Origin of the sequence: Endozoicomonas montiporae CL-33 (assembly GCF_001583435.1) — a bacterium.
In the GTDB taxonomy this organism is placed as follows: Bacteria; Pseudomonadota; Gammaproteobacteria; order Pseudomonadales; family Endozoicomonadaceae; genus Endozoicomonas_A; species Endozoicomonas_A montiporae.
In genome coordinates this window covers 1042937-1066603 of sequence record NZ_CP013251.1, presented here as the reverse complement: position 1 = coordinate 1066603, position 23667 = coordinate 1042937, and the positions used below count along the sequence as shown (strand labels likewise).

Annotated in this window: 19 protein-coding genes; 12 read left to right on the top strand and 7 right to left on the bottom strand. The window is 49.4% G+C overall.

All coding sequences use genetic code 11. The features are described from left to right. Nucleotides 1-343 precede the first annotated feature (343 nt). From EZMO1_RS04700 to EZMO1_RS04690, 3 genes are all read left to right on the top strand, one after another. A complete protein-coding gene (locus tag EZMO1_RS04700) occupies nucleotides 344-1231 on the top strand; it encodes an SDR family oxidoreductase (RefSeq protein WP_051789847.1) in 888 nt (295 codons plus the stop codon). Beyond that, nucleotides 1231-3780: an ATP-dependent helicase HrpB gene (gene hrpB / locus EZMO1_RS04695; protein ID WP_034875108.1), complete on the top strand. Its 2550-nt coding sequence runs from the start codon at nucleotides 1231-1233 to the stop codon at nucleotides 3778-3780. The genes EZMO1_RS04700 and hrpB overlap by 1 nt, the downstream gene beginning before the upstream one ends. An 80-nt stretch (nucleotides 3781-3860) precedes the next feature. After that, nucleotides 3861-4598: an FAD-binding oxidoreductase gene (locus EZMO1_RS04690; protein ID WP_034875110.1), complete on the top strand. Its 738-nt coding sequence runs from the start codon at nucleotides 3861-3863 to the stop codon at nucleotides 4596-4598. A 1-nt stretch (nucleotide 4599) separates the two neighbouring features. Here EZMO1_RS04690 and EZMO1_RS04685 read toward each other — a convergent pair whose 3' ends face one another. Further along, nucleotides 4600-5313 carry a DedA family protein gene (locus EZMO1_RS04685; protein ID WP_051789849.1) on the bottom strand — a complete coding sequence of 238 codons (714 nt, stop codon included), beginning with the start codon at nucleotides 5311-5313 and terminating at the stop codon, nucleotides 4600-4602. Here EZMO1_RS04685 and trmH point away from each other — a divergent pair. The 7 genes from trmH (at nucleotide 5313) to EZMO1_RS04650 (ending at nucleotide 10749) form a co-directional block, all read left to right on the top strand. Then, complete coding sequence (gene trmH, locus EZMO1_RS04680) at nucleotides 5313-6044, top strand: tRNA (guanosine(18)-2'-O)-methyltransferase TrmH (protein WP_236632000.1); 732 nt, start codon at nucleotides 5313-5315, stop codon at nucleotides 6042-6044. The two genes, EZMO1_RS04685 and trmH, sit on opposite strands and share 1 nt — an antisense overlap. Beyond that, nucleotides 6037-6894, top strand: coding sequence for an acyl-CoA thioesterase II (tesB, locus tag EZMO1_RS04675; RefSeq protein ID WP_034875112.1), 858 nt, complete (start codon nucleotides 6037-6039; stop codon nucleotides 6892-6894). Before trmH ends, tesB begins: the two co-directional genes overlap by 8 nt. A 271-nt stretch (nucleotides 6895-7165) precedes the next feature. Then, nucleotides 7166-8248: a polysaccharide deacetylase family protein gene (locus EZMO1_RS04670; protein ID WP_034875115.1), complete on the top strand. Its 1083-nt coding sequence runs from the start codon at nucleotides 7166-7168 to the stop codon at nucleotides 8246-8248. A 37-nt stretch (nucleotides 8249-8285) separates the two neighbouring features. After that, entirely contained in the window at nucleotides 8286-8672 is a 387-nt protein-coding gene (locus tag EZMO1_RS04665; RefSeq protein WP_051789850.1) for a c-type cytochrome, read from the top strand. Nucleotides 8673-8819: 147 nt separating this feature from the next. Further along, nucleotides 8820-9236 (top strand): hypothetical protein, encoded by a 417-nt coding sequence (locus EZMO1_RS04660; protein WP_034875117.1) that lies wholly within the window; start codon nucleotides 8820-8822, stop codon nucleotides 9234-9236. A gap of 158 nt (nucleotides 9237-9394) precedes the next feature. Next, on the top strand, nucleotides 9395-9706 hold the full coding sequence (locus EZMO1_RS04655; RefSeq protein ID WP_145912469.1) for a hypothetical protein: 312 nt from the start codon (nucleotides 9395-9397) through the stop codon (nucleotides 9704-9706). Nucleotides 9707-9864: 158 nt separating this feature from the next. Then, entirely contained in the window at nucleotides 9865-10749 is an 885-nt protein-coding gene (locus EZMO1_RS04650) for a hypothetical protein (protein ID WP_061509270.1), read from the top strand. An 8-nt stretch (nucleotides 10750-10757) separates the two neighbouring features. Here the strand turns inward: EZMO1_RS04650 and EZMO1_RS04645 are convergent, their stop codons facing one another. Beyond that, nucleotides 10758-11399: a flavin prenyltransferase UbiX gene (locus tag EZMO1_RS04645; protein ID WP_051789852.1), complete on the bottom strand. Its 642-nt coding sequence runs from the start codon at nucleotides 11397-11399 to the stop codon at nucleotides 10758-10760. Between the two features lie 13 nt (nucleotides 11400-11412). Then, complete coding sequence (mpl, locus tag EZMO1_RS04640) at nucleotides 11413-12783, bottom strand: UDP-N-acetylmuramate:L-alanyl-gamma-D-glutamyl-meso-diaminopimelate ligase (RefSeq protein WP_034875130.1); 1371 nt, start codon at nucleotides 12781-12783, stop codon at nucleotides 11413-11415. Nucleotides 12784-13038: 255 nt separating this feature from the next. Here mpl and EZMO1_RS04635 point away from each other — a divergent pair, with 255 nt between their 5' ends. Both EZMO1_RS04635 and EZMO1_RS04630 read left to right on the top strand, forming a co-directional pair. Beyond that, nucleotides 13039-14304 (top strand): 6-phosphofructokinase, encoded by a 1266-nt coding sequence (locus EZMO1_RS04635; protein ID WP_034875132.1) that lies wholly within the window; start codon nucleotides 13039-13041, stop codon nucleotides 14302-14304. 311 nt (nucleotides 14305-14615) lie between these two features. Beyond that, nucleotides 14616-16190: an AbgT family transporter gene (locus EZMO1_RS04630; RefSeq protein WP_051789854.1), complete on the top strand. Its 1575-nt coding sequence runs from the start codon at nucleotides 14616-14618 to the stop codon at nucleotides 16188-16190. 81 nt (nucleotides 16191-16271) lie between these two features. Here EZMO1_RS04630 and EZMO1_RS04625 read toward each other — a convergent pair whose 3' ends face one another. Genes EZMO1_RS04625 through EZMO1_RS04610 form a run of 4 tightly spaced genes read right to left on the bottom strand, consistent with a single transcriptional unit; the run spans nucleotide 16272 to nucleotide 23249 of the window. Then, the gene (locus EZMO1_RS04625) at nucleotides 16272-17606 is read right to left on the bottom strand and encodes a GGDEF domain-containing response regulator (RefSeq protein WP_051789856.1); all 1335 of its coding nucleotides are present in this window, start codon (nucleotides 17604-17606) and stop codon (nucleotides 16272-16274) included. Nucleotides 17607-17665: 59 nt separating this feature from the next. Next, entirely contained in the window at nucleotides 17666-18244 is a 579-nt protein-coding gene (locus EZMO1_RS04620) for a chemotaxis protein CheB (protein WP_082211970.1), read from the bottom strand. Continuing rightward, the gene (locus EZMO1_RS04615; RefSeq protein WP_034875136.1) at nucleotides 18244-19065 is read right to left on the bottom strand and encodes a CheR family methyltransferase; all 822 of its coding nucleotides are present in this window, start codon (nucleotides 19063-19065) and stop codon (nucleotides 18244-18246) included. Before EZMO1_RS04615 ends, EZMO1_RS04620 begins: the two co-directional genes overlap by 1 nt. Next, nucleotides 19062-23249, bottom strand: coding sequence for a response regulator (locus EZMO1_RS04610; RefSeq protein WP_160174046.1), 4188 nt, complete (start codon nucleotides 23247-23249; stop codon nucleotides 19062-19064). Before EZMO1_RS04610 ends, EZMO1_RS04615 begins: the two co-directional genes overlap by 4 nt. Nucleotides 23250-23667: the final 418 nt, after the last annotated feature.

Sequence of the window (23667 nt, the reverse complement as noted above, 5' to 3'; positions counted from 1 at the left end):
CGCGTGCTCAGCCAAAGCCAGAGTTTTTGTGGCTAGGCGCAGCAGCGCAGGAATACAAACGTCTTTCAAGCTGCTGCAACAACGGCACAGAAACTCTGGCTTTGGCCCTTCGGGTGGTTCGTAAAACGCCCTTCCACTGCGTTGAACTGGCTTGATGTAGATTAACTACACACTGCGCCAGTCCGCCTTGCGGAAAAGCGTTTTACAAACCACTGAGCTCGCGATAAAACCCCAACAGCCCCTAACTGCCGGTGGCACATTCTGACAGATTTTTGATCAAACAGCATTTCGGCGATGAATGTGTTTCAATACCCATATTTTCGATTCTGAGTCTGGAATACATATGAGAGTACTGGTTCTCGGTAAAACCGGTCAGATAGGCCATGAACTGTGCAAACTGCTGGACAGCAAAGACATCACCTATGACGCTCCTGACCGGAGTGAGCTGGATATCTGTGATGCTGTACAACTGCAATCCTGTCTGAAACATTATCAACCCACCATTGTTGTAAACGCTGCAGCGTACAACAACCCTGTCATGGCCGAGAACGAACCCTCCCGATGCTTTGCTGTTAATCGCGACGCGGTGGCAGAACTGGCCGACCTGTGTAACCGCATGAACATCATTCTGATCCATGCCTCCAGTTACCGGGTATTCGATGGTGAAAAGCAGGAACCCTACTCTGAAAAAGACCCGACCAATCCCATTGGAGTACTGGGTACCAGTCGTCTACAAGCGGAACAGCAAATACGGGAACGCTGTCCGGAACATATTATTCTGCGCCTGTCCTGGGTGATCAGCGACCGTCGGCCAAACCTGTTGCGTCGTCAGGCAGAACAAATGGTTAAACACCGGGAAGTCTATGTAACCCCTGATCAGCTCGGCTGCCCAACCCCCGCCAGTGATGTCGCCAGAGTGATCGTCGCCGTCCTGCAGCAGGTTAACTGCGGTGCCAAAGCCTGGGGGACTTATCACTACTGCGCTTCCGAACCGGTGTCCGAAAGCGGCTTTGCTGAAATCATGATTGCCGAAGCCTCCCAGTTCTGGGAACTCAAGGTTCGCAAACTGATTATGGCTAAAATGGACTCCCGCGAAGGGTTCAAACCACCTGCCAACGCCACTTTTCACTGTACTAAAATTCTGAACACCTTCGGGGTTCATGCCCGACCATGGCGTAACGCCCTTTCAGACATCATCCGCCTCTACCACGAAGAGCAGAAAAACAACTGATGTCGTTCGAACTACCTGAACTGCCAGTGTCTGACGTACTGGCAGAACTGTCTTCTACCCTTAAGACCCAAGACAGAGTCATTCTTCAGGCACCTACGGGTGCCGGTAAAACCACCCTGGTGCCTTTGCATTTGCTGCAGCAAAACCCTGAAGGCAAAATCCTGATGCTGGAACCCCGTCGTATTGCGGCATCCTCTGCCGCAACAAGAATGGCGGAACTGCTGCATGAGCCGGTGGGAAAAACTGTTGGCTATCGTATGCAGCTGGAAAACCGAACCAGCCGCGATACCCGCGTAGAAGTGGTCACAGAAGGCGTTCTGACCCGGATGATTCAGGAAGATCCTGAGCTGCAGGGCATCAGTACAATTATTTTTGACGAATTTCACGAACGCTCTCTGCAGGCCGATCTTGGACTGGCACTGACGCTGCAAAGTCAGGATCATTATCGCGAGACACCCCTGAAACTGCTGATTATGTCTGCAACTCTTCAGGCTGGTGAATTAAGTAAAGCGCTCGATGCGCCTGTCGTCATCTCTGAAGGCTTCAGCTATCCAGTTGCCATCCATTATCTGAGCCGGCCTCTGGCAGATCGCAACTTTTACAACATCTGTCGAGAGGTGAGCAATACGGTTGCAAAAGCTTTGCGCGAAGAATCAGGCTCCATTCTCGTATTTCTACCCGGAGCCGGTGAAATCCGTCAGGTGCAAAGTCTATTGGAACAAAGCCTGTTGGAAGACAGTATTTCATCGGAATCGGTTGACCTGCGCCCACTGTTCGGAGAACTGTCACTGGCTCAACAAAGAGCCGCCATACAGCCTGCACCGTCAGGGCGACGCAAGGTAGTGCTGGCCACCAATATTGCCGAAACCAGCCTGACCATTGAAGGTATTCGTATCGTTGTGGATTCCGGCCTTACCCGACGCGCGGTTTACGATCCGGGCATGGGAATGACACGACTGGAAACCCGTCGCCTGAGCATCAGCAGTGCCGACCAGCGTAAAGGTCGAGCCGGACGACTGGAAGACGGTGTGTGCTATCGCCTCTGGACCGAGTCCGAACACCAGCGACTGGAACATCATGAAACCGCCGAGATTGCCGAAGCGGATCTGGCACCACTGGCACTGGAACTGTGCAGCTGGGGTTGTAGTGACAGTAATGAACTGTTCTGGCTGACAAAGCCTAATGCCGGTCGTTATCAGGAAGCACTGGCACTGTTAGAACAGCTGGAAGCCATTACCAAAACATCGTCAGGTCATCTGCAGATCACCCCTGAGGGATTGCAAATGGCAGCTCTTGGCACACACCCACGCATTGCTCATATGTTATTAAGAGCTGCTGAACGCGGTTATCTGCGTATAGGCAGCCAGCTGGCCGCGATTTTATCAGAACGGGATCTGCTGGGTTCAGCCAAAGAACGGTCTGCCAACATTCATCACCGGTTGGCACTGTTTCAGTCGGCAGCTTCACAAAAAAACAGCAAAGGTGCTTTGTTTCGTGCGCAACAGCTAATTAAACGTTGGGAAAGTCGCTTGAAAAAACAAGCAGCAACCCCTGTTGAACCAGACAATGACACCGCTGGTCGTTTATTAATGGCCGCTTACCCTGACCGCATCGCCCAACGCCGAGGCAACACCAGCAACTACCTGCTCCGATCCGGTCAGGGTGTGGAGCTGTCTCCGGAAGACCCCCTTGCCTCCGAGGACTTTCTGGTGGTTCCGGCACTAGGTGGAGCCAGCCACCATCGCAATGCAAAAGTCTTTATGGCCTGCGCCATTGATAAAGCCGTTATATACGACGAGTGCCTTACCGATATAGAAGAGCATCAGGAAACCCGCTGGGACAGCAAAGCCGAACGGGGTGTTGCTGCCCGGCAGGATCGTCTGGGAGCATTGGTGCTGGAATACCAGAACATACCGAACCCTGATCCTGAAATGATCAAACAGGCATTGCTGGATGGTATCCGACAAAAAGGATTGCAAAGCCTGCCCTGGGATAAAGCATCCATACAACTCAGGGAACGACTGGTCTTTTTAAATCGCTTTAATGACCGGATGAATGAGCCACTGCCCGACAGTAATGAACAGGCTCTGCTCGATACCATGGAAACCTGGCTGACACCCTATCTGGACGGCATGACCCGACTGGAACACTTAAAGAAGTTAAATCTTCGTGAAGCACTGGTCAGTCGCTTAAGCTGGCCTCAGCAACAGCTGCTTGATCAGGAAGCTCCTGAGCGCTGGCAGGCACCCAGTGGTTCCAACATTCGGGTGAATTACAGCAATCCGGATGAGCCTAAAGTATCGCTGCGTCTACAGGAGTTGTTTGGCCTGCTGGAAACTCCGGTCATTGCATTTCATCAACAACCGTTGACCATTGAAATGCTTTCACCGGCGCAACGACCGGTGCAGATTACCTGCGACCTTGCCAGTTTCTGGGCAAACACGTATCAGGAAGTGAAGAAGGATTTGAAAGGGCGCTATCCGAAACATTACTGGCCTGATGATCCTTATACCGCAACTGCCACACACAGGGTTCGCCCGAAAGGCTAGCATCTGACCACAATTGAATACTAAACTGGTTCTGTACACTTCGTAGTCATTTCATGGAAATAACAACAGGTACAGAACCTATGCCACGCCCTACCTACCCGGTGACCCTGATCAATCGACACACTCTCAGTAGCAATACCATTCAGCTGGATTTTCAGGTGGACGGTGAATTTGATTTTATCGCCGGGCAGTTTGTGCAGTTTATGATTGATCACGATGGGAAGACTCATAAACGCAGTTACAGTATTGCCAACTCACCAGAAGCTTTTCGCGCCGACGGTCATCTTGAAATTGCCATCAGCCTTGTTAAAGGCGGGCTGGCATCGGAACTGTTCAGTCAGGCAGACCTTGGATTAAAGCTGGATATGGCAGGTCCCTTTGGCATTCTGACGGCTCCGGCAGATCATTCCGGACAGATTGTGCTGGCTGGCACCGGTACTGGTCTGGCACCTTACCGGTCTATGCTGCCCACACTGATATCAATGGCAGACAACGGTATTCCCGTCACCGTTATTATGGGTGTCCGGCATCGTTCCGACCTGATCTATGAACAGGCTTTCAGAGACGCTGCCAAACAGCACTCGAACCTTGATTATCAGGTTTGTATAAGCCGGGAAACGGATGTTGATGAAAACATTAATGAGTTCAACGGCTATGTTCAGGAGCGCTTCGAGCATCTGAATCTGGATACCGGATCAGACCTTGTTTACTTGTGTGGCAACCCGAATATGATCGACGATGCCGCCAAAGTGCTGCTTGATATGGGTTTTGGAGTCAGGCAGGTCAAACGGGAAAAATATGTGTATTCCGGGCATTAATTCAATACTTTTTCCTGAACGCTTTAATCAGCCAGACGACCAGACCTAAAACAAGACATGAGACGCCTATTGTCCACCAGCCCCAGTCCGGTATGTTTTTGATTTTGTCTAGCTCAACTGCAGAGCCTGCAAGATAACCGGGCGTCAGGTACACTACAGCCCAGGGAACAGACGACAATAAGTTAGTAATATAAAACTGTCTGGGCGACATATTCAGCATTCCCGCGACTACGGGAACCACCGGACGAATAGGCCCTACAAAGCGCCCGAGAGCAATGCTCATCACTCCAAACCGTCGAACAAAACGCTCGCCCTTGTTCAGCCAGTCGGCATGTTTACTGAATGGCCACCAGCCCCTCACCCGGTCATGGTAGTGGTATCCAAGCTGGTAGCTGACGGCATCGCCCAGAGCCGCCCCCAGAAAAGCCCACAGAAAAACCGGTACTATGCCCAGCAATCCGCCGCCAGCCAAAGCTCCCAGCGCAAAAAGAATAGCGACACCGGGAAGCAGAAAACCGACCACCACCAGCGTTTCCAGAAATGCTGCAATGGCAATCACTGGCCCCAGCCAGATATGGTGTATCTCCAGCCAGGCATGAATGCTGTCAAAATAGCTTAGTTCCATAACAACCGGAATCTTATTCGTCGTGTCGGCAGCATAACGTTTGCCGCCCGCTTTTGCCAAAGTTAAAATCGCTGAACTTTCAACAGGCAATGATCACACCCATGACACCGGAGCGTTACCAGAAATTTCGCGCAGTGCTCGATCGTCGTCAGCCGGATCTCACGGTGATGACCGATCAGGTTCACAAAAACCACAACCTTTCTGCCATTATCAGAACCTGTGATGCCGTAGGCATTGCAGACTTGCACCTGACCCAGCCCAAAGAGGGCTACCGGGGCATTCGCCGTCGTTCCATGGGCAGCCACAAATACGTCAATGTGCATCACTATGACCGGGTTCAGGACACTGCTGCCCACCTGAAGCAACAGGGTTTTACGATTTACGCCGCTCACTTTTCCGAGCAGGCCATTCCGTATCATGAAGTTGATTTCACCCAACCCTGCGCCCTGATGCTGGGCGCCGAGAAACGTGGTATTTCCAGTGAAGCTGCTGCTCTGGCCGATCAGCACATCATTATTCCAATGCAGGGGATGGTGGCTTCTTATAATGTTTCAGTCGCTGCCGCAGTCATTCTGGTCGAAGCCCAGCGTCAGCGGTTAATTAAAGGCATGTACGACCAGCCTAAACTGCCTGAAGCGTGTTACCGGAAAGCCTTGTTTCAATGGGGCTACCCCGAGCTGGCAAGGTACTGCGACGAACGTCGTTTGCCTTATCCTGAATTGAACGATCATGGTCAGTTGATTAATCCATCTCTCTGGTATGAAAAAGTTCGTACCTGTAAACATGAATCCATTGATGAAAGAGGCACTGAGCATGAGTAAAGTTCTGGATGAGCTGTTAGAGCTGCTCAAACTGGAAGCCATTGAAGAAAATATTTTTCGCGGTCAGAGTCAGGATTACGGTCTGGGCAGAGTTTATGGTGGTCAGGTGATCGGGCAGGCTCTGTCAGCGGCTCGGCAAACGGTTCCAACGGAAAGGCATGTTCACTCCTTCCATAGTTACTTCCTGCGTGAAGGCGACGTCAACCTGCCCATTGTTTACAACGTTGACTGCATTCGTGACGGCAAAAGTTTTACTACCCGCCGTGTCGTTGCCATTCAAAAAGGCAAACCCATTTTCAACCTGTCCGCTTCTTTCCACATTGAAGAGGAAGGGTTTGAACATCAGGACGACATGCCAGCCAGTCAGGATCCGGAAGGCCTGATTTCCGACCAGGCTCTGAAGAATCAGATGAAAGATTTTCTGCCGCCATCGGTTCGGGAAAGGCTGCAAAGCGAGTCCCCTATCGACATCCGCTATGAAGAACCCACCAACCCTTATCGTCCGGAAAAGTGTCCACCGCTGAATAAAGTCTGGTTTAAAGCCGCTGGCACCATGCCTGATGTGCCCGGTGTGCACAAATACCTGCTGGCCTTTGCTTCGGATATGCCATTCCTGCCAACCGCTCTGTTCCCTCATGGCGTCCGTTTCCTGCAGCCCAACCTGCAGGTAGCCAGCCTTGACCACGCCATGTGGTTCCATCGCCCGTTCCGTATGGATGAATGGCTGCTGTATTCCATCGACAGCCCTTCCGCCAGCGGAGCCAGAGGGCTGGTAAGAGGTCAGGTATTTGACCAGCAGGGGCGTCTGGTCGCCTCAACCATGCAGGAAGGGCTGATACGGCAACGATAAGACCAAAGGTTGATAGACTAACGTCTAAAGGCAGTACCCAGCTGTGGCTATTAGTCTGATAGATTTTGGTCAATAAAAGAGTCGCTGGTTGCAGGTTCCGCCATTTCCTGCGGCCGGCATGCTCCTCTCCTTTTGGACCAGATGCAGGCACTCGCCCTGAGTGCCTCTTTTTAACCTTCCCTCATGCCTTTCCATTTATGCCTGCTGTCGATGCCCACTGTCTTGTATTTTGATATTGTGTGGGCTTATACCAATTAATAAAGGATGCCCGATGAAGCAGCTGCTTTCCTGTTTTCTGTCGCTGAAAACTGCTTTATGTGCCCTGATGCTGTTACCTGCTCTGGCAAACAGTGCTGACAGTGCCGTGTTTTTGCAGTACCACCACGTCAGTGAGCATACTCCCAGATCCACCAGCGTCACGCCCGATCAGCTGAAGCAACATCTGGACTATCTGGACGACAATGGCTTTAGTGTGAAAAATAGTGTTGATGTCGTTGACGCCATTCGTGATGGTAAACCTTTGCCGGATAAAACCGTTGTTATTACCTTCGATGATGCCTATCTGAACATCTATGAAAATGCCTTCCCCCTGCTTAAAGAAAAAGGCTACCCCTTCACTATTTTTGTAGCCATTGAACCGGTTGACAAAGGCTTCAGCCAGTTCCTCAGTTGGGAGCAGCTGAAAGAGATGGGTCAGCATGGGGCAACCATCGCCAACCATTCCATTACCCACTCCCATATGGTGGTGAAACACCCAGATGAAACCCGTCAGGCGTGGATAAACCGCAATCGTGACGAAATTCAGGCCACAGAAGCCCGTATCAAGGAGCAAACCGGCCAGAACGTCAAGCTGTTTGCCTGGCCGTTTGGTGAAGCGAATCCGGAACTGCAACAGCTGTTGTCCAGCATGGGCTATGTGGGCTTTGGTCAGCAGTCGGGCGTTGTCGGACCATTGTCAGACTTTACCCTGTTACCCCGTTACCCAATGGCTGCGGACTATGCCGAAATGCGAGGCTTCAGAACCAAAGTCAACAGCCTGCCACTTCCGGTTAAAAAGCAGCAGCCTGCTTCTGCCATGGTCACTGACGACAACCTTAAACCATCGCTGACACTGGAGCTGGCAAAGGGCGACTTTCAGAAAAATCAGCTGCAATGCTATGCCTCCAATGCGGGTGAAATTCCCGTGACATGGCTGGACGATGAGAAAACCCGATTCACTACAGCAACACCTGACAGCTTGCCTGTTGGCAGAAGTCGCTATAATTGCACCGCGCCGTCTATGGATGGCAGACGTTACTACTGGTACTCTCACCAGTGGCTGCGCCTGAAAAAAGACGGAACGGCTATCGACTGATTTCTTTTTCATTGTCATTGAGCGGGAATTTGTAGTGATGACACCCAGCGTGATCGAACTAAAATCAGCACTCACCCGATTCCCGCTCCTTCTTATTACTATCTTTCTGCTGCTTAGTGGCTGTTCAAAACCAGCACCTGAGCCTCAAAAAGAAGTGCTGTCACCCGAAATGCAGGCTGCCAGAAATAAAGCCCTGGTACTCTGCTCCGGTTGCCATGGCCCGGAAGGCATCGGCACTGCCGACTTCAATCCGAACCTTGCCTGCCAGAAGCAGGTTTACCTCGCCAGACAGCTGAGGGATTACCGGGAAGGTCGGCGGACTAATCATATCCCCATGGTGAACATTGCCAAAATGCTGACCGAGGAAGAAGTCGATAGCCTCAGTCGGTGGTACTCACAATTAAACTGCCCTAAAAATCAATAAATTAGCTGATTCCTTCTAAGCAATATCCTTTTGTCAGTCATTCTGACATCACTGTCAGTGATCACCGCTCTCCAAACATGCATTATCTTGACTCACAGAGGTTCCTTACCAACGGAATATCAGGAAGATAAAACAAGGAGAATTGCTATGTTACCTACCACAGATGACTATCAACCTTTTGCAGACCCGTACGAACTTGAACGACAACGTAATGCCCTACTTCAGGAAAGCGTTCCAGGTAAACCGGGAAAAGGCCAACCGTCAGTCTCTGGCGTAAAGTCTTTTTGGAAGTCGGTTTCAAGATCGGTTAAATCGATAATGGTGCCGAGACTGTATTTAACAAGCTATGCCAAAAAAGCATGGGAAGCCATCGGGACGAAAGCAAAATCAATCAAAGACTATGTGGTTACATCATACAAGAACCTGAAGGCACCCCATGTCAGCGCTGCAACAAAGTTAAAAGCAGGCGCTATGCTCGGTTTGCTGATCGGTTCAATTGGCGGACCTGCCGGAATGCTGATCGGAACAGGCATCGGTTTTGGAGTCGCCCTGACAAGACTTTGACTGTTTAAGACCATTAAAAATCGCTTTCAGCCTCTTTTAATGGTCTTAAAGCCCTTGATCAACCTTCCCGTCACCTTCATCAGGGAAAAGGTGTACTTCAACTGCTAGTTTTAAGGTATATGTCCATTACATTCCTTTCGGGAGGCAAAGGAACTGCCATGAATGACAATACCATCAAAAAGCTTGCCCTGATTATCGCTGCCAACTGCACCCGTGAATCCGAACTCAATGAGAGCCTCAAGCAGGGCAAACTCTCTCAGGAACAACTGGACAGTTTTAACCAGCAGATGTCGAACAAACTCTACACCTTTCTCACGTACCTGTTGAGCAAACCGGCAAACGAATACTCGGTCATGATGGCAGAGCTTGCCAAGCACTTTCCGGACGGTTGGGACGCTCCCGAGCTTGATCAGAGTTTTTTGCAGTACACCAGGCAGAACCCATCAGCTACCCCGAACCAACCATTCTGAGTCTGCAGTTTAGTTCTACCCGCGAAACTAAACCGGTCTAAGCTGATGCCGAAATAAAAATCTTCATAAGGCAGCTTTCTATGTCCTTGTCTTATCTCCTTCAGTACCGGCGGCGACTGGTACGCCCATGTTTTTTTGTACTGTTATGGATGACGGTAATGAATGCACAAACACTTTATTCAGCCCCTGCACAGCCCCTTTCTCCCATTCACAGTGACGAATTAATCAACACCCTGTCATCCCTGTTGGATGAACTGGATGTTCCTCACTCTCTGGATCTGGACTCAATAACGAATGCCGCCCAACGCTGGCGAAGAAAGCCCGGTCAGGAACGGTGGGAAATGCCGGATATCAAACTGGATGATGAGCAGCACCAGAAAGTCATGGCGCATTTGAAGAAGATTGGACTGGTTGATGAACTAAAGCCTTCCAGTAAGCACTTTGAATACGCTCTGCTACTGGGAGCCACAGTACCGAGAATGGAAACCCGACTGAAGCAGCTCGTAAAGCTCTGGCATGAAGGCGTTCGTTTCAACCAGATTGTCTTTCTTGTTGCTCAGCGCCCCTTAATTGCAGGCATTGATCAGGTGGACACGTTGATCAGCAGAGTGATTGGCAAGGGAGCCCCCGAATCGGCACAAAAAAATGCCCGGCCACAAACCGAAACCGAAGGCGCCCGCATGGTCTTTGAAGCCACAGAGATGCCTGAAGCTATGCGTAAAATACCGGTTATCTACATCGATACTCCCAGATACTGGAATGAAAATTACTGGCAACGTGCCAACACCCGGGACACTCTGAAAAAATGGATTCAGGAATACAAGACACCTGACGGAAAACCGGCTGGCGGCAAAACGCTCGTGGTTTCTGACCAACCACATGCTTTGTATCAACACGAAGTGGTCAGACAGGAGCTGCCCGAATCTTTCAAAACCGAAGTGACCGGCGAAAAGGCCGCCGATGAAACCCGTACTGCTATCTACCTGGACGCACTCGCACTGTGGCTACATAACCTGCAAAAACGTGTCTCGGCTAACCAGTAGCTCTACATTTATAAAAGCTGATGTCCCCAGTTGGGCATCAGCTCCTGCTCAAAGCCCAGCTGACTTAAAATTCTTGCAACAACAAAGTCCACCATGTCTTCAACCGACTCAGGTTTGTTGTAAAAGCCGGGAGAAGCCGGGATTACAACAGCTCCCATTCGGGTCAGCTTTAACATATGTTCCAGATGAATTTCCGAGTAAGGCGCTTCCCGAGGCACCAGAATAAGCTTCCCCCGTTCCTTCAGTATCACATCTGCTGCCCGCTCAATGAGGTTATTACTGGCACCTGTTGCAATGGCCGATAACGACCCGGCACTGCACGGACACACCACCATCTGGCTGGGTGCCCCACTGCCTGAAGCCACCGGAGACATCCACTGTTCATCACCAAACACCTTAACCTGCCCGGGTTCGGCCCGGGCATAATCTGTCAGCAATGCCTCCAGTTCCGGATCGCTTTCAGGAAGTTTCAAATCAGTCTCAACGTCAGAAACCACCCTTGCAGCTTTTGAAATCAGGCAAAACACCTGAACATCCGAAGCCACCAGGCATTCCAACAACCGAAAACCATACTGCACCCCGGAAGCTCCGGTAATCGCCAGCGTGATGCGTTTTGTTTTATGCTGTCTATCTGTTTTCCATTCAGACACGTTAATATCCTGATTATGTGCGGTTCTTAAGTGCTTCCAGCAGACGGCTGTGTATGTTTTCAAACCCACCATTACTCATAATGACCCAGTGTTCATCAGGCTGAACTTCAGCCAGCAGATAATCAATAATCTCACTGGTTGAATCCATTACCCTCGCAGCAACCGGACTCTTCTCTTTGACTGCATCTTCCAACCAGTCAATCTCTTCAGGCGCAAACCAGAGAACCTCTGAAGCCGCTGCCGTGGCCTGTGCCAGCACATCTTTGTGATAGCCCATTTTCATGGTATTCGAGCGAGGCTCAATCACCGCCTTAATGGTTTGGGAACCGACCTTTGCCCGCAACCCTTCCAGCGTACTGGCAATAGCCGTTGGGTGGTGGGCAAAGTCGTCATAGATGTGTACACCGCCCACCTCTCCGATCAACTCCATACGGCGCTTGACACCGCAAAAAAGAGACAGGGCTTCACAGCACAGGGCTGGCAATACGCCAACATGTCTGGCGGCGGCAATGGTTGCCAGAGCATTACTGACATTGTGTAAACCCTGATGTTCCCAGCGAACCTGTCCAACAATCAGGCCGTTTCGCAGCACTTCAAAATGACTACCGTCTTCTTCAAGCACATTGGCAGACCACTCACAGCTATTGTCGTTTAAGCTGACCTGTTCCATTTCCGACCAGCAGCCCATGCCAACCACTTCTTCCAGAGCAGTATCACCACCGGGCATGATAATGCGCCCACTGGCAGGAATGGTACGAATAAGGTGATGGAACTGTTTCTGAATAGACGACAGGTCTGGAAAAATATCGGCATGGTCGTATTCAAGGTTATTCAGAATCAGAGTGCGGGGATGATAATGAACAAACTTTGAACGTTTATCAAAAAACGCCGTATCGTACTCATCGGCTTCCACCACAAAAAACGGCGTATCGCCTGATCGTGCTGAAATGCCAAAATTTTCCGGCACTCCGCCAATCAGGAAGCCCGGAGACATACCGGCGTATTCAAGTACCCAGGCCAGCATGCTGGTGGTTGTGGTTTTTCCATGGGTACCCGCTACAGCCATTACCCACTTGTCACGCAGAACCTGCTCTGCCAGAAACTGGGGACCTGACGTATAAGGGATGCCTTTATCCAGTACGGCTTCAACCACCGGATTACCTCTGGTCATGGCGTTACCAATCACCACCAGATCGGGGTTTAATTGATACAGCACCTCGGGATCGTATCCCTGAATAAGATCAATTCCCTGGGCTTCCAACTGAGTACTCATGGGGGGATAAACGTTCTGATCCGAGCCGCTGACGGTTAATCCCATCTCTTTGGCTAACAGAGCCAGACTCCCCATAAATGTGCCACAAATTCCAAGAATATGTATGTGCATCCAGCGACTCCAGGCAACTACCCCACAGGTAGCTACTTGCTTAACAGCGATAAAATAAAACCTGACCAGTTTACTATGAAATTATCGAAAAATTCACAGTGAATATGAGCTGCCTGCAACAGCAACGGCTACCTCACTAAACATAACGTCAGGTCATGTACATTACTTAATCTGGGGGATACCGCATTACACCAACTTTGAGTATGCTTTTTACGGAACAACAAGAAACACCTATCGCTACAAGAGCCATTAAGGATGTCAGTCAAACACGCATTTTATGCCCAGTCAGGCGGTGTCACCGCTGTTATCAATGCCAGTGCCTGCGCCGTTATTGAAACAGCTCGCCGCTACGACGACAAAATCGGGAAAGTCTATGCCGGTCATAACGGCATCCTTGGCGCACTCAGGGAAGAGCTGATAGACACCAGCCTTGAGTCCCATGAAACCATTGGTGCATTGCTACGAACGCCAGGAGGGGCGTTTGGCTCCTGCCGCTACAAGTTAAAACCGATTGGAGAAAGCGAAGCCGAGTACCGTCGTCTGATTGAGGTCTTTCGGGCGCACGACATTGGTTACTTTTTCTACAATGGCGGCAATGACTCTATGGACACGGCCCTGAAAGTGTCTCAACTGAGTGAACAGATGGGTTATCCACTGACGTGCATTGGCGTACCGAAAACAATCGACAATGACCTGACAGTCACCGATAACTGCCCGGGGTTTGGCTCTGCTGCAAAGTATTTGGCGGTCTCCACCAAAGAAGCCAGTCACGACATTGCTTCCATGTGTGACACATCAACAAAGGTGTTTGTCATGGAAGTGATGGGACGAAATGCTGGCTGGCTGGCCGCAGCAGCGGGGTTGGCAGCCCGGCAGGAAAATGATCCTCCACATATCATTGTCTTTCCGGAAATACCCCTGAACCGCGAGCGATTCCTGCAAAAGGTCAAAGAAACCACAGAGCAGGAAGGCTACTGTGTGATTGTGGCTTCGGAAGGCGCACGATACGAAGACGGCAGCTTTGTGTCGGCATCAACTACGGTCGTTGACTCCTTTGGCCACCAACAGCTCGGTGGTGTAGCGCCTGCCCTGTGTACCACCATCAAGCAGGAACTGGGTTACAAATACCATTATGCTGTCGCCGATTACCTGCAACGCTCCGCCAGACACATTGCTTCCCGGGTTGATGTCGAGCAGGCTTACGCCGTTGGCAAAGCGGCGGTAGAACTGGCAGTGACCGGAAGAAATGCAGTCATGTCTGCGATCATTCGTGAATCCAATGCTCCCTATCGCTGGTCTGTCGGCGAAGCATCGCTGGACAAAGTCGCTAATTTCGAGCGCAAAATGCCCATGGACTTCATTACAGAAGACAGTTTTGGAATAACCAGAAGTTGTCGTGAATATCTGGAGCCACTGATTGAGGGAGAAGAGTACCCCGCCTACCTGAACGGCCTGCCCCGCTTTGCCCGACTGAAGAAAGTCATGGTCGAAAAAAGACTCAACAAGCCCTTCGAACTATAATTCGAACTATAATTCGAACTATAAAAAGACACTTCCACTACCCCCGTTTGCATAACCATTCAGACGGGGGATAACTGTTTATTTTATACGACCACCAATGAATAGTTATTCATACCTACCAAGCCGGCAGATTAAAAAACCAGCACTTACATTTTAAGCAGTAAAATCACCCAACCATCCTCGCGAAACAGAAATATCAACAGAAAACTGATTTATATCAATAACCTGTAGCGCCAAGTATTTGCTAAAGTCCTGCAAAATAAGAATAAAAGGCGACTGACGATTAAATAGATAAACTCAAGGTAGTTATAATGAATAATGCGAGTAGTGCGGCGAGTCACTCGGGTGGTTCGAGTGCCCAGTCCACCTTTATGGATCGCTTTCTTGACAGAATAGAGCGGACAGGGAACCGTCTTCCTGATCCGGCTATGCTGTTTGTTTACTGTCTGGGCCTGGTCCTGGTGCTGTCTGCACTGTTTTCCATGTTCAGCTTCAGTTACATCAACCCAAGAACCGGTGAAGCCCTTCAGGTAGCTAACCTGATTGATGCGGATTATCTTGCCGATCTGTTTGCTTCCATGGTGAACACCTTCACCAGCTTTGCGCCACTGGGTATGGTTCTGGCATCCGTTATGGGTGTCGGTATTGCCGAGTCTTCCGGCTACATCAACATCGCCCTGAAGAAAATGGTTCGTGTCACACCGGACAAACTGCTGGCTCCAGCTGTAGTCTTTATTGGTGCGGTCAGCTCTATTGCCACCGACGCCGGTTATGTACTGGTTATTCCAATCGGTGCCATCATCTTCAAGGCTGCGGGTCGTCACCCTCTGGCCGGTCTGGCTGCCGCGTTTGCCGGTGTTTCCGGTGGCTTCTCTGCCGGTCTTCTGCCATCAGCACTGGACCCTCTGCTGCAAAGCTTTACCCAGTCTGCAGCCCAGTTGTTTGATCCGGATTACCAGATGAATCCTCTGGCCAACTACTACTTCACTTTCTGCTCCACCTTCCTGGTGACCCTGATGGGCTGGTTCGTGACCGAGCGCATTGTTGAGCCTCATCTGCAGTCCGTTGAGGTCAGTGATGAAGAAGGTTCAGTGGAAGACATGAGCAGTTACAGTGCCCAGGAAAACCGAGCGTTTACCGTCAGTTCTCTGGTTCTGCTGGGTATGGGTCTTGCTCTGTTTGCCCTGTGCCTGCCGGAAACCTCTCCAATGCGTGCCGCAGACGGCAGCCTGACCGCGTTCAGCTCTCCGCTGATGCGCTCTATTGTGCCTCTGATTTTCATTTTCTTCCTCACACCGGGTGTGATTTACGGTCGTATGACTGGCACCTTCAAGAATCACCGTGACGTGATTGGCAGCATGAGTGGTTCCATGAAGACCATGAGCAGCTACATCGTTATGGCGTTCTTCTGCTCCCAGTTCCTGAAAGCATTTGGTGATTCCAACCTGGGCACACTGCTGGCACTGTCTGGCGCCGACTTGCTGCAAGCTATGAACCTGCCTGGTCAGGTGACTATTGTTGGTATTGTTCTGCTGACAGCTGTCGTAAACCTGTGTGTGGGTTCGGCTTCCGCGAAGTGGGCTATCATTGGTCCAATCTTTGTTCCAATGCTGATGGCTGTGGGCATTTCTCCGGAACTGGCGCAGGCGGCTTACCGTATTGGTGACTCCTCTTCCAATATCATTACCCCAATGATGTCCTACTACCCGGTTATCATTGTATTCACCCAACGTTATGTTAAGAACGCCGGTATCGGTACCGTTGCTTCCATGATGATGCCTTATTCCATCGTCTTCATGATTGGCTGGACCGCGTTCCTGCTGCTGTTCTGGGCTCTGGGTCTGCCTCTGGGTATCGGTGCTACTTACACCTACCCGATAATGTAACTCTGACGCTTAATGCCAGATACAAAGAAGCCCGCAGTTGCGGGCTTCTTTGTATCTACCGAGATTTGATAACAATCGTAATTACGAATCCTTCAACTCATGGGCAATTCGATAATCGTTGCGACCCGCTTTTTTTGCTACATACATTGCATCATCCGCTGCTTTGATCAGACCATCCGGGTCATCGCCAGAATGGCTAGATGTCGCAATGCCAATACTGGTTCCCACCTTACGCATTTCACCGGACAAGTCATGAGGTAAAGCGAACTGTTCCAGAATTTTTTCTGCAATGGTTTTGGCGTCCTCAGGATCAGCTACATCATCCAATACGATGGCAAATTCATCGCCACCTAGTCGCGCCACCATGTCCCCATCCCGCACACACTCCTGCAAGCGGTTTGCAACACTCACCAATAAAGCATCTCCGGCATCATGACCCAGTGTGTCGTTTATTTCCTTAAAGTGGTCAAGATCAAGATACATAACACCGGTATTCTTATTCCGTCGCTCACTTCTGGCCAGTGACATTTGCAGAAACTCCTTAAACAAGGCCCGGTTAGCCAACCCTGTCAGGTTGTCGTACTTTGCCATTTTGGTCAGCTGATCTTCCAGCTTTTTCCGCTCTGTAATGTCGTTAAAGACCAAAACTGCACCCTTAACCTTGTTCTTGCCATTCACCAGAGCAGCTGCATTCAGTTCAGCGGGAAAACTGCCTTCTGTGAGCCGCCATAGGTCAGCAGCCACCTGAAAAGTTCCACCATTTTGCAAACACTCTTCTTTCATTTCAGAATGATCCCATGTGCTCATGGGGTCACTGTTCTCCGGCTCATACATAAACTGACTGATATGTTTTCCCAGCAGAGACTCTTCAGTTCCACTGAGCAATGCGCACGCCGCAGGGTTACTAAAAGATATGTGCCCATCATTATCCAGACCGACAATGCCTTCACTGGCACAGTCCAGCAATAGTTTGTTTTTACGGCTGATCCAGCGTAACTGTTTGGTCACATCTTCCAGCTCTAACCGCTGCTTTTCCAGCTGTAAAAATACTTTAACCTTACCCAGCAGAATTTCCGGAACTATAGGTTTGGGCAGATAGTCTACGGCACCTGCCTTATAACCTTTGTTAACGTAGGCCTGATCCTTGTTGATCGCCGTCACAAAGATAATTGGAATATTCGCTGTCTGCTTGTTACTGTGCAACAGGGTAGCGCACTCGAAACCATCCATCCCCGGCATTTGAACATCCAGAAGAATGACCGCAAACTGATGATGCAACACTTCTGACAGTGCGGCTTCTCCGGAATCCACCTTGCGAACTTCCGCCCCTAATGGTTTCAGAAGTTTATCCATGGCCAGTAGATTTTCCTTGCGGTCATCAACCACCAGAATTTTTACCTTGCTTGAGTTACTCATAGGTTCCTTCCCTGAGCGATTTCCTCTAATTCTCTATTGTTAACGTTTATATCAATCCTTTAAGACCGCCTGAGATAGGCGGCAATGTCTTCTAAATCAAGAATCTCGTCTACGCATCCGGTCTCGATGGCTGCCTTTGGCATTATCTTCACTTCAGCTGAATCCAGTGACTGAACCACAACTTTGCCACCCGAGTTTTTAATGGCTTCAACACCGGCTGCACCGTCACTGTTGGCTCCGGTCAGAACGACGGCCGTTACCTGATCTTTAAAAACATCAGCAGCCGATTCGAACAAAACATCCACTGCAGGCCTTGAATGGCAAATTCGTTCATCAATGCTCAGGCTGATCGTATCTCTGGATTCCACCTGCAGGTGATAGTTGCCGGGTGCCATATAAATACAGCCGTTATACATAGGCAATTTATCCTGCGATAACATCACGGTTGTGCCTGTCCGGCTGGCTAACACATCCACCAATCCTTTTTCATCACCAATGCCCAAATGCTTGCAAACCAGTATGGGAAAGTCGAAATCGGTTCCCAGCCCGGAAAAAATGGTCTGTAGAGCACTAAAACCGCCTGCCGAAGCGCCTATAACCACCAGACGCTCAACCATCGATACTGCTGGCACTGGCATCAGGCTTTCTTCCTGAAGATGCGTTGATGACGATCAACGGTTTCCAGCAAACCTGCCGCTTCGCTGAAGCGAATATTTTCCCTACGCCCCAGACACAGAATCCCACGAGACCGTAAGCTGTCTATTAACAACTTCAATACTCGGTCTTGCAGTTCGTTGTTAAAGTAAATCAATACATTGCGGCAGAGGATAAGATTCATTTCACCAAACACACCATCAGACACCAGATTGTGGTTTGCAAAAGTAATATGTTCGGTTAAACGTCCATTGAACTTTATCGAGTCATACCCACGGCTGCAGTATTGATCCAGTGACTTGCAACCACCCGACTTGCTGTAGTTTTCCTGATAGAGCGCCAGATCGGCATCGGGGTAAATGCCACTGCGGGCAATTTTCAAAGAGTTTTCATTAAAATCCGTGGCATAGATCTGGCAACGTTCCAGCAGATTTTCTTCGTCCAGCATAATGGCCATGGAATACGCTTCCTGCCCGGTTGCACAACCGGCATGCCAGATTTTGATAAATGGAAACGTCTTGAGTAAAGGCACAATGCTCTTGCGCAATGCCTGAAAAAAGTCAGGATCACGGAACATTTCAGTCACAGTGACCGACATGTCTTTCACGAAATGGGCAAATGCCGCCTTGTTGTGAATAAACAGGGGAATAAGATCACTGATCCGATCGGTTTTGGCCGCTTCCATATGTTTACGGATCCGCCGCATCATGGAAGCCCGTGCATAATGGGCAAACTCATAACCATACCGGGCCTTCACTGCATCCATCAGCAGCTGCAGTTCAAGGTCCTGAAAGTCATCTGTCATTTGAATAACCACAGCTTCATCATGGCCACCAGCTTTTCAATATCCACTGGCTTGGTCATATAATCATTAGCCCCTGCATCAATGCATTTAGCCTTATCATCGGACATGGCTTTGGCTGTCAGGGCTATCACCGGCAGATCTTTTAAATGTGGGTTTTCACGCATTTTGGTCATGGCTTCATAACCATCCATCACCGGCATCATGATATCCATCAATACCAGTTCAATGCCGTCTTCTTCTTCAAGTTTGATCAGGGCATTCTGACCGTTGTCTGCAATAAGCACTTCCAGCCCCAGAGCCTGAAGCCCTTTTGACAGGGCAAAGGTATTGCGCAAATCATCGTCCACCAACAAAATTTTGTGCCCTTCCAGTGAATGCTCTGCAATCGCGGCGGGTTCTTCTTCAGCGTCATTATTTTTGTCAATGGAATGCATGAACAGACTGACTTCATCTAACACACGGTCCGAGGCCAGATCCCCTTTCATGACCATTGAGCTGCTGTATTTCTGCAGCTGGTTATGTTCTTCACGCTCAAGCGATCTGCTGGTATAGATAACGATGGATGGCATCTTGCCCTGTAGTTTTTCATTCAGACCTTCAAGAAACGACAGACCACTCATATCCGGCAAATCGACATCCATTACAAGGCACTGCCAGTTGTGTTCCAGTTGTGAAGACATAGCATCAGCAGCCGTTGCCGCTTCACCCACATTCAGTCCTTTCTTCACCAGCAGCTCTTTCATATGCACCCTGCTGTTGTCGTCGGCATCGAGCAACAGGGTATGGCTAATGTCTGCTGAAATTGCCTGCTCTAAGGTGGTGAAAACAGACTCAAGATCAGCCACCGTCACAGGCTTGGTCAAATAGCCCACTGCATGATTATTTCTCACGTCATCCAGAACCCGTCCGGAAATAATGTGTACTGGAATATCTTTGGTAGCAGGGTCACTCTTGAGTTTGTTCAGAACAGCTTCACCATCCATATCAGGCAAGCCAAGATCCAGCACGATAGCACCTGGCTGGCTGGACTTCGCCATTTCGATCCCTTCCTGCCCGCTGTGCGCTATCAAACAGACAAAATGATGTCTTTCTCCGATTTGAGCCAGTATTCCGGAAAAATGTTCATCATCTTCTATCAGCAGCAGCGTTTTTCCAGCCGCGGCTCTGGGTACAGAAGGCGCTGCAGCCACCGGTGGAGCCGAATCCATTTCCTTGATTTTCTTGCGTGATTTTTCAGACTTGGCGTCTGCTTTTTTAGTCGAGTTACCAGACAACCCTTCAGAAACGGATGGAGAATAACTGTCTGCCAGCACTCTCTCTCCGGTCAGAGAACAAACCGCGTTATCTGGCAAATAGAGCGTAAAGGTGGTTCCCTCGCCCTCTGTACTTTCAATACCGATATAGCCGCCCAGCATATTGGCCATTTCCCTCGAAATCGCCAGACCTAACCCTGTGCCACCATATTGCCGGCTGGTTGAACCATCCGCCTGTTGGAACGCCTCAAAAATCAACTTCTGCTTTTCTTCAGGAATGCCTATGCCTGTATCCCTGACATCAAAAGCCACATAGGTTTCTTCACCATGCTCAGTCTGGCGGCTGGTGTTGTGAATGCGGATATAAACACCGCCTTTTTCTGTGAACTTGAAGCCGTTAGACAGGAAGTTTTTGATAATCTGCATAAGTCGCTGACTGTCTGACAGAATGACCTGAGTGGTTCCCGGGTCCACTTCAACAGAAAAATCCAGCCCACGGTCATCAGCCAGCGGTTTAAATAACGTTTTGGCACTGGTACACAGTTCTTCAATATCAACATCTTCAAGATTGATGGCCATCTTGCCTGCTTCTACTTTCGACAGATCAAGAATGTCATTAATCAGGTCGAGCAGTTCTTTACCACCGTTGTAGATCACCTCGGCGGATTCAATCTGATCTTCTGTCAGGTTACCTTCATCGTTGTCAGCCAGCATTTGTGCCAGCAGAAGCAATGAGTTAAGTGGTGTACGGAGTTCATGAGACATATTGGCCAGAAACTCTGACTTGTACTTGCTGGCGAGTTCTAATTCTTTGGCTTTTTCTTCCAGTGACTTACTGGACAGCTCTATATCAAGATTCTTTCGTTCAATTTCAGCTTTTTGCTGTTGCAGCATTTCTGTCTTTTCTTCCAGCTCAACGTTGGACTTCTGCATTTCCTCACTTTGAGCTTGTAACTCTTCCTGTGACTCTTCCAGAATCTTGGCGCGGTTCTCCAGCTCATCATTCACAGCCTTCAGTTCTTCCTGCTGCTCACGCATGGCTTCCGACTGTTTGGTGGTTTTGTCCAACAATTGATTGACACGGGTACGGTACTGGGCTGAATTGATACCAATGGCGACATTCTCAACCGACCGTTCAAGGAAGGCTTTTTGTTCTTCATTCAATGGCTTGAGCAATCCAAACTCAAGCACACCTTTCACTTCATTTTCATAAATAAGCGGCACTACGATGACTGATTGCGGTGGTGTCATTCCCAGCCCGGATTCCACAGTCATGTAGTCTTCCGGCAGGTTAGTCAACTCAATGGTCTGCTGCTCAAGAGCCGCTTGCCCAACCATGCCTTCACCGAATTCAAAACTGTTTTTGGTCTGCTTGCGTCGGCTCCAGGCGTAAGAACCCATCAGCTGTAACTGTTTCTCATCATCAAGGACGTACATAGCCCCTGTCTGCATACCCAGATACTTTGCAAGATACGAGACAATGTTCTTGCACAGTTCCGCAATTTCATGATCACCACGTATGCTGTCATTCAGCCCTGCTTGACCATCCTGTTGCCAGCTCTTTCTCTTGTTATCATTAATGACCTGCCGCAGTTTCTCGGTCATCTCGGCAAAGCTGCTGCTGAGCTCACTGATTTCATTGTGACCGCTGATGACATCAACCTGCACATAGTCTCCGGATGCCACCCGATTTACCCAGGCAGTGATCGTACGAATGGGTTTTACCAGCCTGCGGGTAATCAGCAGAGCAATCATCAACACCAGAAGAATGGTGATCGCGGCAATAAACAACAGTCGATTTCGAAAGCTTTTAACGGAAGCAAACGCATCGGTTTCCAGTACTTCAGAGATCATCACCAGAGGGGTTCCAGCAACATTAATGGGATGAAATGTTCCTAATACCGACATACTGTCTGCATTTTTATAACTGAGAATATGAGCAACACTCGCCACCTGCACCTCGTTCTTTTTCGAGTGCTCACCTTCGTCTTCCATATCCAGACTCAGGTCATCAAACTCACTTTCACTAAGTTCATCGTGACCATGATCGTGATCCAGATGCTCATCGAGCTCAACAAATTCAAACGTGTCATCGTCCAGATGAGCAATCCAGTTCTCAACCAGCGGGTTGTTAACCTTGATTTTCATGGTCTGGTCAGAACCCAGCTCGGTTCCATAGCGGACGTACTGATCGGTACCCACCAGGTAAGACTTCAACCCTTCGCCAAACTGGTTATCATTCTCGAAAATGCTCTGCACGTTATAGGCAAGGATTTGAACCGCCAGAACGCCCACGACTTCTTCACGGTCATTAACCAAAGGCAGAATGAAAAAACTGACCGGCTGATCCTGTACTGCCGGATAAAGATCCACATCGGCATAGCGTGGTTCTGCCTGCTCTATGCTGTTTTTAACGGCATAAAAGAACGATGTTTCTTTCAGAGCCTCATCATTAAACAGGTTTTTTCCAAGATCAGAATACGCATTGACGGTATAGAGAATGTTGCCTTCCGAGTCCGCAAGAATAACGTCGGAATAATCGTAAAAACGGAGAAAATCAAGAAATTCCCGGGAATACTCATCCAGTATCCGGTTGTAAGGATCTGAGTAAACAAAGTCATTAAGACTGTTGTTTGATGCTACAAACCCGGTTTTAAGCTGATGTAAAAAATCCTGTGCAGTGCCAGCCTTGATAAACAGGTTAGTTACCACTGAGTCAAAATAATCATTAACTTGCTGACTCAGCAGCAGGTTAATCGTTGTCAGCTCCTGATAACGACTATCAACAATGTTTTTTTTACCTTCCCGGTACTCATTAAAACCAATGATGGCGATCGGTGTTAACGACAAGATCATGAACCAGCCAAACAACGTGGCTGCCAGCCCATGTCTGAACTTGGTCTGAGAAAGTTGACTGTCTGATTGCTTCATAAAGGGCAAATCCATTGCATCCTGATCAGCCGGATTGACTGGTTTTGTCCTTTATTCAATCGCCTCCGCCAATGAAAGTTTTAGCGGTGCTGCAGCCTCTCAGAACCCGAAAAAGAGGCTTTGTGCAAAGTAAAATAAAGACAGTCCCAGGGCCAAAAAAGAAAGAGACAACAGGATTATTTCCTGACGGCTCAATTGATCATTCGAAGGTTTCATACTGCTTACCTCGTACTACCTAATCAGTTGAAATTATAGGAAGCAGTTCAAAAGGTTCGTGAACCAGTCAAGAGGTCGTTATTGCCTGTATTCACGGCCTGTCGGTTGAATTTCAGAAAAAAGAGAGGGGCAGGAAGTCGATACCAACCGATCAGTGGTAGGTATCGACCATTAAAGGGCGAGAGCAAAACAACGCAACGTC

Excerpts from the sequence above, each read along its gene's own strand:
- EZMO1_RS04700 (WP_051789847.1), top strand. The coding sequence starts at position 344 with ATGAGAGTACTGGTTCTCGGTAAAACCGGTCAGATAGGCCATGAACTG.
- hrpB (WP_034875108.1), top strand. The coding sequence starts at position 1,231 with ATGTCGTTCGAACTACCTGAACTGCCAGTGTCTGACGTACTGGCAGAA.
- EZMO1_RS04690 (WP_034875110.1), top strand. The coding sequence starts at position 3,861 with ATGCCACGCCCTACCTACCCGGTGACCCTGATCAATCGACACACTCTC.
- trmH (WP_236632000.1), top strand. The coding sequence starts at position 5,313 with ATGATCACACCCATGACACCGGAGCGTTACCAGAAATTTCGCGCAGTG.
- tesB (WP_034875112.1), top strand. The coding sequence starts at position 6,037 with ATGAGTAAAGTTCTGGATGAGCTGTTAGAGCTGCTCAAACTGGAAGCC.
- EZMO1_RS04670 (WP_034875115.1), top strand. The coding sequence starts at position 7,166 with ATGAAGCAGCTGCTTTCCTGTTTTCTGTCGCTGAAAACTGCTTTATGT.
- EZMO1_RS04665 (WP_051789850.1), top strand. The coding sequence starts at position 8,286 with ATGACACCCAGCGTGATCGAACTAAAATCAGCACTCACCCGATTCCCG.
- EZMO1_RS04660 (WP_034875117.1), top strand. The coding sequence starts at position 8,820 with ATGTTACCTACCACAGATGACTATCAACCTTTTGCAGACCCGTACGAA.
- EZMO1_RS04655 (WP_145912469.1), top strand. The coding sequence starts at position 9,395 with ATGAATGACAATACCATCAAAAAGCTTGCCCTGATTATCGCTGCCAAC.
- EZMO1_RS04650 (WP_061509270.1), top strand. The coding sequence starts at position 9,865 with ATGAATGCACAAACACTTTATTCAGCCCCTGCACAGCCCCTTTCTCCC.
- mpl (WP_034875130.1), bottom strand. The coding sequence starts at position 12,783 with ATGCACATACATATTCTTGGAATTTGTGGCACATTTATGGGGAGTCTG.
- EZMO1_RS04635 (WP_034875132.1), top strand. The coding sequence starts at position 13,039 with ATGTCAGTCAAACACGCATTTTATGCCCAGTCAGGCGGTGTCACCGCT.
- EZMO1_RS04630 (WP_051789854.1), top strand. The coding sequence starts at position 14,616 with ATGAATAATGCGAGTAGTGCGGCGAGTCACTCGGGTGGTTCGAGTGCC.
- EZMO1_RS04625 (WP_051789856.1), bottom strand. The coding sequence starts at position 17,606 with ATGAGTAACTCAAGCAAGGTAAAAATTCTGGTGGTTGATGACCGCAAG.
- EZMO1_RS04620 (WP_082211970.1), bottom strand. The coding sequence starts at position 18,244 with ATGCCAGTGCCAGCAGTATCGATGGTTGAGCGTCTGGTGGTTATAGGC.
- EZMO1_RS04615 (WP_034875136.1), bottom strand. The coding sequence starts at position 19,065 with ATGACAGATGACTTTCAGGACCTTGAACTGCAGCTGCTGATGGATGCA.
- EZMO1_RS04610 (WP_160174046.1), bottom strand. The coding sequence starts at position 23,249 with ATGAAGCAATCAGACAGTCAACTTTCTCAGACCAAGTTCAGACATGGG.